Origin of the sequence: Marinifilum fragile JCM 15579 (assembly GCF_001310955.1) — a bacterium.
Lineage (GTDB): Bacteria > Bacteroidota > Bacteroidia > Bacteroidales > Marinifilaceae > Marinifilum > Marinifilum fragile.
Genome location: NZ_BAZX01000001.1, coordinates 298446 through 310682, shown reverse-complemented (window position 1 = coordinate 310682; position 12237 = coordinate 298446). Strand labels below are relative to the sequence as shown.

At 35.2% G+C, this 12237-nt stretch carries 9 protein-coding genes, 2 tRNA genes and 1 pseudogene; 5 read left to right on the top strand and 7 right to left on the bottom strand.

What is annotated here, in order from left to right:
- Positions 1 to 190: 190 nt before the first annotated feature.
- Positions 191 to 1333: a DUF4831 family protein gene (locus JCM15579_RS01400; RefSeq protein WP_054714651.1), complete on the bottom strand. Its 1143-nt coding sequence runs from the start codon at positions 1331 to 1333 to the stop codon at positions 191 to 193.
- A 51-nt stretch (positions 1334 to 1384) separates the two neighbouring features.
- A complete protein-coding gene (locus JCM15579_RS01395; protein WP_054714648.1) occupies positions 1385 to 2896 on the bottom strand; it encodes a bifunctional ADP-dependent NAD(P)H-hydrate dehydratase/NAD(P)H-hydrate epimerase in 1512 nt (503 codons plus the stop codon).
- Between the two features lie 312 nt (positions 2897 to 3208).
- Here JCM15579_RS01395 and JCM15579_RS01390 point away from each other — a divergent pair, with 312 nt between their 5' ends.
- From JCM15579_RS01390 to hemH, 4 genes and pseudogenes are all read left to right on the top strand, one after another.
- The gene (locus JCM15579_RS01390; RefSeq protein ID WP_054714644.1) at positions 3209 to 4726 is read left to right on the top strand and encodes a peptide MFS transporter; all 1518 of its coding nucleotides are present in this window, start codon (positions 3209 to 3211) and stop codon (positions 4724 to 4726) included.
- 189 nt (positions 4727 to 4915) lie between these two features.
- Complete coding sequence (locus JCM15579_RS01385; protein WP_054714641.1) at positions 4916 to 5233, top strand: DUF6787 family protein; 318 nt, start codon at positions 4916 to 4918, stop codon at positions 5231 to 5233.
- Positions 5234 to 5249: 16 nt separating this feature from the next.
- The gene (hemF, locus tag JCM15579_RS01380) at positions 5250 to 6155 is read left to right on the top strand and encodes an oxygen-dependent coproporphyrinogen oxidase (protein ID WP_054714638.1); all 906 of its coding nucleotides are present in this window, start codon (positions 5250 to 5252) and stop codon (positions 6153 to 6155) included.
- A gap of 194 nt (positions 6156 to 6349) precedes the next feature.
- Positions 6350 to 7359, top strand: a pseudogene (hemH, locus tag JCM15579_RS01375) (ferrochelatase).
- Between the two features lie 330 nt (positions 7360 to 7689).
- Here the strand turns inward: hemH and tsaA are convergent.
- From tsaA to JCM15579_RS01350, 5 genes are all read right to left on the bottom strand, one after another.
- Entirely contained in the window at positions 7690 to 8178 is a 489-nt protein-coding gene (tsaA, locus tag JCM15579_RS01370; RefSeq protein ID WP_054714635.1) for a tRNA (N6-threonylcarbamoyladenosine(37)-N6)-methyltransferase TrmO, read from the bottom strand.
- Between the two features lie 235 nt (positions 8179 to 8413).
- A complete protein-coding gene (gene aspA, locus JCM15579_RS01365; protein WP_054714632.1) occupies positions 8414 to 9820 on the bottom strand; it encodes an aspartate ammonia-lyase in 1407 nt (468 codons plus the stop codon).
- A 296-nt stretch (positions 9821 to 10116) separates the two neighbouring features.
- Entirely contained in the window at positions 10117 to 10623 is a 507-nt protein-coding gene (locus tag JCM15579_RS01360; protein ID WP_054714629.1) for a DUF4494 domain-containing protein, read from the bottom strand.
- Between the two features lie 174 nt (positions 10624 to 10797).
- Positions 10798 to 10871: transfer RNA gene (locus JCM15579_RS01355), tRNA-Met, on the bottom strand.
- Between the two features lie 422 nt (positions 10872 to 11293).
- Positions 11294 to 11367, bottom strand: a tRNA-Met gene (locus JCM15579_RS01350).
- A gap of 350 nt (positions 11368 to 11717) precedes the next feature.
- Here JCM15579_RS01350 and JCM15579_RS01345 point away from each other — a divergent pair.
- Positions 11718 to 12092 carry an START-like domain-containing protein gene (locus JCM15579_RS01345; RefSeq protein WP_054714626.1) on the top strand — a complete coding sequence of 125 codons (375 nt, stop codon included), beginning with the start codon at positions 11718 to 11720 and terminating at the stop codon, positions 12090 to 12092.
- Positions 12093 to 12237: the final 145 nt, after the last annotated feature.

The following is a 12237-nucleotide window of genomic DNA, read 5'->3' as shown; positions in this document are numbered from 1 at the left end:
ATTTTTTGAGGAAGGCAAAAAGACTTATTGCAAAAGTGATAAGGAATTAAGTTTTTTTAAGAAACTATTGAAGCTTCAAAACCCAAATTCCAAAATCCAATTATGGAGTTTGAGATTTGGGTTCTGATATTTTATTGATATTGGAAATCCGAACTAAATCGGAATCCCAACTGTTTACTGATAACTGATATTACTTTGTCACCTCCTTTATTGAACCTAAATCCGGATAGAATTCAATGCTGTAATTCTCGTTTAAAAGAACTTCAGCAGGCATTTTTGCAATTTTACCAAACTGTGCAATTGGCATTCGTTTCTTTAATAAAACACTTTTGCCATTTGAAATGGACACATCAGCCATACCAGGTATTCTATATGCAATTTGAGTTTGCGGATTAACTCCTGCACTCGGCAATATTGCCAATTCGTTGGTAACATTTAAATTTTTAAAATCCACTCGAATTGGGCGACCACCTAAATCGTTCACACCAACTGGTCCCATTTGTGGTGACATTCTGAAAATAACGCCGCCATTTTCACCTTGCTTTGGTGCATATGAAAATTGATAAGCTTTCTGAATGCTTACTTTTTTACCCACAAACATCGAAATGTAATCTTCTTCCAATTTTGCCAATTCTTTTACCAATACTTCATAAGCCTTTCCATCAGGAGGTAGTACTTCATAATTCGAAGTAAGAATTTTAAATCTTCTCTTTCTCAATTTAAAAATCTGGTGAGCTGCTTCTTCAGCTTTTTCCTCCAACGTTTTGATAAGAGCTTGCTTCGCCAACACAGGAACTTTTACAAATGCTGTATCCGTTTCAACAACTTTGTATGTAGTATCCTTTCGATACTTCACAATAGGATCAATCGAAATTTTTCCATACTCCATCTTAACTTCATCAGATGAAAGAGATATTATCTCTTTTTCTACATTTTCAAAAGAAGAGTTCTTCAGGTTAAATCCACGAATCAACCCTTCAGAAGTTAAAGAAATTAAACTTGGTTCATAATCTACTGAAGCAGTTATTTTATAGTACTGTTCAGGATCAATCTCACCCACTCCATTTAGTTCTATCGACTTTAGTTTCCACTCCACGCCATCGCTGGTTACAACATCTGAAATTCCAAGGTATTTTTCTGCATAGTCGGCAAATGGTCCTCTTTTCATGATTGTTTTTTCAGCCACTACATCCACTTTCAATACTGTTTGTGGTAAAGCATAAATAACCGTGTTTGGAGTATCTAAAGTTTTGCGTTTTTGTGCATTTGCATTCCCAATTGTTCCACCAACAATTAAAATTGCGACAAGTAATTTTAAAATATTTCTGTTCATTTTATATTATCTTTTAGGCAGAAGCGCAGCATATTACGTCTCTACAATTCCCTATTTTTTCAATGTTATCCATGCTTTTGGCAGAAAATCAATAATATCGCTGGCTGTCAAAGCCTCATACCCGATTTTTTCTGATGCCAGATCGCCCGCCAAACCATGAAGATATACTCCAATAATTGTTGCCACTTTCGAAGAATACCCTTGTGAAAGCAAAGATAATATTATTCCTGTAAGCACATCTCCACTTCCTGCAGTTGCCATTCCTGGATTTCCTGTTGGATTAAAATAAACACTTCCCTCAGGACATGCAATTGCCGTATAGGCTCCTTTTAATACAAGAGTTACGCCATGATCTTTTGCAAATTGAAGTTGCATGCAATTCCGTGTATAACTATCCTCTGATTTTCCAACCAATCGCTCAAATTCCTTTGGATGCGGAGTAAATACAGATCCCATTGGCAAGTCCGCCTTTAATTCGGGATGTTCACCCATAATATTAATCGCATCGGCATCAATTACCATAGGGATTTTTATCTCTTTCAATAAATTGATCATGGCACAATAAGAATTTTGCTTTTTATCGATACCGGGTCCTATGGCTACCGCTTTAAATTGATTTAAATCAGGAAATTCAGTAAAAATGATATCCGAACGATCGATACTCACCATTGCCTCAGGAACCGCAGTCTGCATAATTTCATATCCCAACCTTGGTATGTGAGAAGTTAGCAAGCCAATCCCTGAGCGCAAGCTTGCTCGTGATGCCAAAATAGCCGCTCCCATTTTTCCATAGCTTCCACTAATTAATAAACCATGACCGTAAGTACCTTTATGATCGAACTTTTTACGAGGCATCAAAAGAGATTTTACAAACTCACGATTCAACATTTTATAAGGAGTTTGTTCTTGTTTAATAATTTCTGGATGTAATCCTATAGGTAAAACTTCCCACTCTCCTACATAATCTGAATTTTCCGGAAACAAAAAAGCCAACTTTGGAAATTGAAAACTTAAGGTCAGGCTGGCTTTTACAATTCCCTGATAATTGTTCTTTGAATTGTCCTCTCCCATTAAGCCCGAAGGAATATCTACAGCTACAACACAAGCCTCACTGGCATTAATCGCTTTAATTACTTCAAAAACCAAACCTTCAATTGGTCTTGAAAGCCCCGAACCAAAAATCGCATCAATCACAATATCATCCGGGAAAAGCCACGGCATTGCATCAATCGAAGTTAGTTCGTAAATATCCACTGTTTTTATCAATTTCAAGCGCTGCAAATTTAGCTCTGCATCTTTCGAAAGTTGATTCGTAATTTTAACGATAAACACCTCAACCGCATAGTTTTTTTCTGCCAACATTCTGGCAACCGCCAAACCATCTCCACCGTTATTTCCCGGCCCTACAAAAATTTTACAATTTCTAGGCGCAGGAAATTTCTTCAAAATCTTCTTAAATAGTTTGCTCGAAGCTCTCTCCATCAAATCTATTGATTCAATCGGTTCATTCTCTATCGTGTAAGAATCAATCTTAGCAACCTTTGAGGCGGGAAATATTTTCATTGTTCAATCGGTTTGTATTTTAGACGTAAAAATGCAATTGATATTGTATGCAAACACTCCTATTCAGATTGCTTTTTTATAACATGTTTCCGACAGGTAACACAAATGGAAAAACAGTAGTAAAAGTGCCAAACATACAGCAAAATAGGCTTTATAATCAAAGATACTAAACTTTTGAAATTCGCCGCTTCTTTCGAAAACGATTTAAAATAGATCGAAACGCTTACAAATCATTATGGACTTCTGTTTTTTTCTATATATTTGTCACTTTCATAACTAAAACGAAACTATTATAAATTAAAACTAACATTTATGTTTAAAGGACATCCTAAAGGACTAATTCCGGCCGCTCTAGCAAATATGGGCGAGAGATTTGGTTTCTACACCATGATGGCAATCTTGGTATTATTTTTACAAGCGAAATTTGGATTAGATGGAACTTCTGCTGGTTGGATTTATTCAACTTTCTATTCTTCAATCTATTTTCTTGCTATTGTAGGTGGTATTATTGCTGACAGAACTAAAAACTACAAAGGAACTATCCTTGCAGGTTTATTAATGATGGCTTTTGGATATGTATTGCTTGCAGTTCCAACACCAACTCCGGTTCCAAATTTAACTTTTTATCTAGTAGCAACTTGTGTTGCATTAGGTGTAATTGCATTTGGTAATGGCTTGTTCAAAGGTAACTTACAAGCACTAGTAGGTCAGATGTATGATGACCCTAAGTATGAAAAAGTTAGAGACTCAGGTTTCTCTTTATTCTATATGTTTATCAATGTTGGAGGTATTTTTGCTCCAATGATTGCTCCATCATTAAGAAGCTGGTGGCTAGCAAGATCTGGATATACATACAACGCTAACCTTCCTGAATTGTGTCATCAACACTTAGGAGGAACTCTTACAGAACAAGCAAGAGAAAGATTTCATGAACTTGCAAATCAGGTAAGCGAAGCTCCTATTTCTGATTATACCTCTTTCTGTAACGACTACTTAAATGTATTTAATGAAGGTTTCCACTATGCTTTTGGGGTTGCTATTATAGCAATGTTAATTTCATTGGCTATCTATCTTAAAAATAAAGTTAGCTTTCCTGATCCAGCAAAAAAAGCTGCTGAAGCTAAAGCTAACAACACCACTGTAACTGAAATGGATATCAAGGAGGTTAGACAAAGAATTTACGCTCTATTAGCTGTTTTTGGTGTTGTAATTTTCTTCTGGTTCTCTTTCCACCAAAATGGATTAACACTAACCATGTTTGCAAGGGATTATACTGTGTTAAAATTAGCTGGTTTTGAATTGAACCCTGAAATTTTCCAGTCAATGAATCCATTCTTTGTGGTATTCTTAACTCCAATCGTAGTTGGAATCTTCGGATGGTTACGTAACCGTGGAATTGAGCCGTCAACACCTAAGAAAATTGCTATTGGTATGTTTATCGCAGCATTGGCTTATGTATTAATGACTATTGGTTCTCTTAATGTACCATTGTTCTCTAAGGTAACTGAAATGGGAGGTCTTCCAGAAATTGAAAAAGTTACTCCTTTCCTTCTAATTGGTGCTTACTTTATATTGACTGTAGCTGAGCTTTTCATTAGCCCTCTTGGTATTTCTTTCGTATCAAAAGTAGCTCCTCCTCAATATCAAGGATTAATGCAAGGTCTTTGGTTAGGTGCAACTGGAGCTGGTAACCAACTTTTAGTTTTTGGTGCTATGCTTTATGTTGGAGTACCAATTTGGTTAACATGGACAGTATTCATCGTGGCATGTGCTATTTCAATGTTCATCATGATATTTATGCTTAAATGGTTAGAAAGAGTTTCTGAATAAGCAGATCGAAAATATATTTATAGAAACCGTCTCAATTAGAGACGGTTTTTTTTATGCTTTCTGATCTTTATTTTCTTCTCTATTGTACAATCAATAAAATCAAACAGATTTCTCAGATTCTATTTAAGACCTAAAGGTATTTTATGCTATATTTGCTTTATCTGAAACAAATCTAAATAATACCTCTAGATGTTTAAAAAACTAAAAAAGCGCTGGGAAATCAATTCAAACCTACAGCTGGTAATCATTCTAATTGTATTCTCGATTACTGGTAGTTTATCTGTAATGATTCGTAACCCAATATTTGAATACTTCTCGATTGATGCTGATACCAATATTTTTCTAAAAATCTTACTAAGCATTTTAATTATCACCCCTACTTATCAGGTTTTACTTTTAATCTTGGGAACCTTGTTGGGACAATTCCGATTCTTTTGGAATTTTGAGAAAAAAATGCTGAGTCGGTTTCAGCGAAAAAGCAACAAAACGGCAAGAAAATCATGCTAAACAAAAAGAACAAAATATGCAGAAACAACAAATAGCCGAAGAATTTAAAAAACTACAAGATAAAATTACCAAAGCATTGGAAAATTGCGATGGTGGTGCTCAATTTCATGAAGACATTTGGGAACGTGAAGCAGGTGGAGGCGGAAGAAGCCGCGTAATCAAGAATGGGAATATCATAGAGAAAGGTGGCGTTCAGTTTTCTGCGGTTTATGGCAAGCTGCCTGAAAAAATAAAGAGCAAATTAAAACTTGAGGCTGATGATTTTTTTGCAACAGGTGTTTCCTTAATCATGCATCCAGAAAATCCTCATGTACCCATTATTCATATGAATGTTCGCTATTTTGAGTTGAGTGATGATACATATTGGTTTGGCGGAGGAATAGATCTCACTCCAATTTATGTAGATAAAAATCAGGCAAAAGAGTTTCACTTGAAATTGAAGAAAGTTTGTGACAAACACAATCCTGAGTTTTACAACAAATTTAAACCTTGGGCCGATGAGTATTTCTATTTGCCCTTCAGGAACGAAACGCGTGGCGTTGGAGGCATTTTCTTCGATCATCTGAATGATTCCTCGGGAATGACAAAAGAACAGTTATTTACATTTGTTTTGGATGTAGGTGAACTCTTCGCTCCTACCTATTGCGAAATCATGCAAAACAATGCCTCGAAACGATACAGTGAGCAAGAAAAAGATTGGCAACTGCATCGCCGTGGAAGATATGTTGAGTTCAACCTGGTATTGGACAAGGGAACCAAATTTGGACTGGATACCAATGGCAGAACTGAATCGATTTTGGTAAGTATGCCGCCTGAAGTAAAATGGACCTACCAATATGAAATTAAAAAAGAGTCGAAAGAAGCAGAGACATTAAGACTTCTAAAAAAAGATATCAATTGGCTTGAACCAATTTCTGTTTAAGTTGTTTTACAGATAGTCGAAAAAAAATATTAATTTCAGAAAGGAAATGTAGAAAGCATTTCCTTTTTTTAAACCACTTTTATATACAATAATTATGGTTTAATGCCGATAGATATTTAATCTTCAAAATAGAGTTTGCGAATATTTTGAATTAATTAAATACTAATCGGTATAATTGCTGTAACTAACACACTATGTCAAAAAAAACTACTGTTCTGCTACTGAATTTAGGAACACCTAAAAGCCCTAATGTATCTGATGTTCGCACCTATTTGTTCGAGTTTTTAAACGACAGAAGGGTAATTGATATCCCTTGGTTGCTACGAAAAATATTGGTAAACCTGATTATTGTACCGTTTAGAGCCAAAGGATCATCGAAAATATACCAGCAATTATGGACCAAAGATGGTTCTCCTTTGATGATTTACGGAGAAAAAGTAAAAAATCTGCTTCAACAAGAATTGGATGAAAACTTTAAGGTAGAATTGGCCATGAGATATCAGGAGCATCTATGAAAAGAGTTTTAGAGAAAATTCGTTTGGATATGCCTGACAAATTGATCATTCTTCCCATGTATCCACAATATGCCTCTTCTACCACCGGTTCTACTTTCGAGAAAGCCATGGAGATTATCAGAAGCTGGGAGGTAATACCGGAAATTAAATTGATAAATCAGTTTTTCGATCATGAAGGATACCTAAACACCATAGTGGATAATGCGAATAAACATGATCTTAATGAATTTGACCACTTTATTTTTTCCTATCATGGTTTGCCTTTGCGACAAGTGAATAAGGTTCATCCTAATAAAAACTGTAAGGATTGTGATTGTGACAAGCAATTCAGACCAGATACCGATTACTTCTGTTATCGAGCTACTTGTTACGAAACCAGTAAACTGCTGGCAGAAAAATTAAATATCCCTAAAGAGAAATATACCGTTGCCTTTCAATCACGATTAGACAAAAACTGGTTGGAACCTTTTTCTGATAAGATTGTGATTGAGCAAGCTCAAAAAGGAGCTAAAAAATTAATGGTATTTAGCCCTGCCTTTGTGGCTGATTGCCTTGAAACCACAATAGAAATTGGCATGGAGTACAGCGAACTGTTTGAAGAAAATGGTGGTAAAGAGCTGATTTTAGTAGAGAGCTTGAATGATCATCCCAAATGGATTGCAACACTAAAAGATTTGATTACCAATTAAGGAAGCGTAACTCAGACTGTCTGAAGTAGACTCCCATTTGTGGCACTATGGTTCAGATGGTTTCAAGCGCATTACTACATCAGGAAATGCAGTTCAGACGAATTAAAGTACGCTGGCATATGTAACCACTCAGTTCAGAGCGTATGAAGTGCACTGCCACATTCGTACAATACAGTTCAGACCGTCTGAAATACTCTGCCGTTTGTGGCAATGCAGTTCAGACTGTTTGAAGCACTCTGCTATTTGTGGAAACACAGTTCAGACCATTTGAAGTAGGCTGTCACAAAATTCCATTCTGTTTTATGGCAATACAACTCAGTTACCTCATCTTTATTTGATGAATCGCGTATCTGATTTGATATCACGATTCTTCTCTTTCCACTTTTCGTCTAACCAGCCTGAGACTGCATCTGGCCTGTTGTCAAATTTCGAAAAGAAGGGTTTAATATCAAGCAGAGGTGTTCCGTCCAAGATGTCTACATCTTCAACATGCAAAATATTTTCTTCTATAGAATTAAGTTTGACTGTTGAAATTCCAATGGCATTGGGTCTGCGTGGTGCTCTTGTGGCAAACAAGCCATGGGTTTTATCATCCATAAATGGCTTTACATCCAATTCGTAGCCTTCTGATTTATGCAAATGGTAAATCAAAATTACATGAGAGAAAGATTCCAAGTCCCTTAATCCCTTAATCAAATCTGGGTTTAATTCTACTCTTGCTTTAACCCCTTTTGCGCTTAAAGGTTGAATGGGCATATTCTCCCTGGTTTTATGTGGTGTATGAATAACTCCTATTGGCTTAAAGCTAATTTCTGACATATCATTTCTTATTTACAATCAGATAAATGTAACAATTCTGATTTGCAATCTCACACTTTGACTGTTAGACTCTTTGACTATTCAAGACCTTTGAGGTAAAATAAAAGAGGTTGAAACGAAAACCGAATCAACCTCTTTAATGCGCCAAGAACTCAATGATAGAGTATTTCCCAAGTTATATTGGAGTGTTGTTTAAGAAATAAACCTTAACCCAAACGGGTTCAGATTCTAATAATTAAGCTTCAACAAACTTCTGAGGCTTAATCATTCTTTCCGGAGAAAGAATTTCGTCTAGCTTCTCTTTGGTCAATAACCCTTCTTCAAGGATTAAATCGTAAACACTTCTGTTTTCTGCCAATGCTCTTTTGGCAATTCTAGAAGAAGCTTCATATCCTAATGTAGGATTTACAGCAGTTACAATACCAATACTGTTTAGAACCATTTCTTTACAGTGTTCAACATTTGCTGTAATTCCTTCAATACATCTTTCTTTTAATGTTGCCATTCCATTCACCAACATTTCCATTGATTCAAAAATAGCACGAACTAAAACAGGTTCCATCACATTCAATTCCAACTGACCAGCTTCAGCAGCAAAAGTTACAGTTAAATCGTTACCAATTACTTTGTAAGCAACTTGGTTTACAACCTCAGGAATTACCGGGTTTACCTTACCTGGCATGATAGAAGATCCTGGTTGCATTTTTGGCAAGTTGATTTCGTTCAATCCACAACGTGGTCCTGAAGATAATAATCTCAAGTCGTTACAAATCTTAGAAAGCTTAATAGCCAAACGCTTCACTGCTGATGAGTACATTACATACGAACCTGTATCAGGAGTTGCTTCGATTAAGTTGCCAGCCAATACAATTGGAAGGTTTGTAATTTCGTTTAAGCGAGAAACACATTTTTCTGAATAACCAGGTTCTGAGTTAATTCCTGTACCAATAGCAGTAGCTCCCATGTTCACTTCAAGGAACAATTTTGCATTTTGGTTCAATCTCTCAATTTCCTCTTCAAGATTTACAGCCCAAGCTTCGAACTCTTGTCCTAATGTCATAGGCACAGCATCTTGCAGCTGAGTTCTACCCATTTTTAATACATCCTTGAACTCTTCCCCTTTAGCTCTAAATGCTGTAATCAATGATTTTAAGCCTGCCACCAAAGTCTCATTCATAAAAATCAATGCAATTTTAATCCCTGTTGGGTAAGCATCATTGGTTGATTGAGACAAGTTAATGTGATTGTTTGGATGACAATGTTCGTATTCACCTTTTTGATACCCAAGAATTTCCAATGCTCTATTGGCAATCACCTCGTTAGCATTCATATTAGTAGAGGTTCCAGCACCACCTTGGATCATGTCAACTGGAAAATGTTCATGCAAATTACCCTCAATAATTTCCTCACAAGCTTTTGTAATAGCCTCTGTTAAATCGTTCGATAACAATCCAAGATCGTTATTTGCTTTGGCTGCTGCCCATTTTACCATCGCCAAACCTTTAATAAAGTCTGGATATGCACTTAATTTAACACCGCAAATGTCAAAATTTTCAACTGCTCTTAAAGTTTGAATGCCATAATATGCATCAGCAGACACCTCTTTGTAGCCAATTAAGTCGTGTTCAGTTCTTGTTTTCATGGTGTGATTATACGTTTAAATCAATAAATCAGACTTTACAAAGATCTCCAATCTTTAAAAGTCAAAAACTTATTCAAATCTGTTTTTTGTTGTTTGTTTATGCTGACAAATGTAGTAGAGAAAAGAAATTTCACCACTAAAAAAACAAAAAATCAGAACATCAATTCATACACCTTCTTTTAAGTTGATCTACTGAATATTAAACACCCATAACTTTACAGTAATAATAAGCTTACCGTATGTTTTTCAACAGAAAGCAATCGTTTCCGAAAAAAAATAGATCAGAAATTTCTGATCTATTCAAATTCGTTATCATTCGGTTCAATTTCCGAAACTGGTTTCAGATTATCTGGAATTTCTTCATTCACCTCATCACTGAAAAATGGGAAGATATCCATAATAGGACTTTCAGATACTGCCGGGATCTCATAAGGTACCAGCATGTCACTCAAACATTCTTCAAGGAATTCATACGCTTGTTTCACATTATTTGCCTGGGCAAGCATATAATTATTGCTCTTCTTTTCTTTACCAGATGCTTCGTCCACATCAATAAATGCAACTTTAGCTTTAAACCAACGGTCACCATTGTCATTAGGATACAATTCCGTGATGTTTGATTTGCTGATATTGGTTACATTAAATTCCCCACTAATCATTTGCTCCAATTCTTTGTGGATTCTGGCCTCGGCTTCGGTAAAAGACATTGCATCTACCAAATATGGTTCAGACACTTTTTTTTCTTTTCCAGATATCTCATCGACCTTAATATACTTCACCTTACACTCAAACCAATTGTTCATACGATTACATTATTTAATTCTAAAAGCAACACATAACTCTGCTTACTTTTAACATTGATATTTTATTTTTAACGGATAACAAAGATAAAAGAATTGATCCCTATTAAAATCAACTCTCCTAAAAAATGGAGATATATTAAAACAAAAAAGGATGACCTTAAGTCATCCTTCTCGTAGCGAGAGGCGGGGTTGAACCGCCGACCTCATGATTATGAATCATGCGCTCTAACCAACTGAGCTACCTCGCCGTTTTGCTTGATTGCGGTGCAAATATAAGAGCATTTTATTTCTAAAAAAAATCTTTTTTCTGAAAATCTTTGCAAAGAAATGAAGCGATCTATTAAACTATCTGTTTTACAGAAATGTTACAAGTTGAAAAAAATATTGATTTTTTTTTCAATACGTCATTTGGCTAATGTTTGAAGTATCTATTTACAGAAAAAGGCTACTATTTTATCTTGTTTATTGTAGGTAGCGAGTCCAACTTTCCAATAATTATTGGAACCTTCATCGGGTAGTTAAAACTAGATAATTTTATTTCATCAGATTTACATCTCCACTCTCTAATTTTCTGGAATGAATAGATTATTTACTTTCCGATAGAATGATTAGTAGAGAAATTTTAAGGCAAGAAAAAAGGGAGACAATATTAATTGTTTCCCTTTCTTAGTAGCGAGAGGCGGGGTTGAACCGCCGACCTCATGATTATGAATCATGCGCTCTAACCAACTGAGCTACCTCGCCGTTTTTTCTAACGCGGTGCAAATATAGAATCCTTTTTCATTAAAAAAAAATCATTTCACATTTTTTTCAATTCTTGAATTGTAAATGATTTAATTTATCGATTTGTAAAATTTTCTTAACTTATAAGGAGTAGGTAAAGTAAGCATCTTTAGGTATTAACAATATGAACAAACCTAAAGATTTAAGAATCAGTTTTTTTTATTAGAAAATTCTTAAGTATCTTGCGCGAAATTTAAGTATTGACTTACATTTCACCTTTTTAGTGCAGTATTTTAATACTGGGGGAATAATTTATCAAAACAAACTTAATCCCTCTAATTTTATTATCAAAACATTTATGCCCCAAACAAATGAAACAATTTGAACTGGAATATGTACTTCAAGCTTCTCAAAAAGTTATTTTCGATCGACTAAGTAATGCAAGTGGATTATCAGAATGGTTTGCTGATGATGTAAATCAAAAAGGTAAAATCTATACATTCATTTGGGATGGATCGGAACAGCAGGCTGAATTGGTTACCAAGAAAGACAATCGTTTAATTCGCTTCCATTGGCTTGACAGTGAAGATGAAGACAGCTATTTTGAATTTAAAATTGAAATTGATGCCCTTACAAATGACCTATCTCTTATCATTACCGATTTTGCTGATGAAGATGAAATAGAAGAAAGCATTGAACTTTGGGACACTCAAATTGCCGAATTAAAGCATGTATTGGGAATATGATTTTTTAACAAATCATAACACCAAATCCTAAATAATTAGCTTATTTTTGTAAGCTATGTAAGACCAGTTTCTGCAAGTTATTGGTCTTATTTTTTAGGTAGCAGTGCGATATCCTTATTATAAAATTAGGTCTCGCTTCAATTAA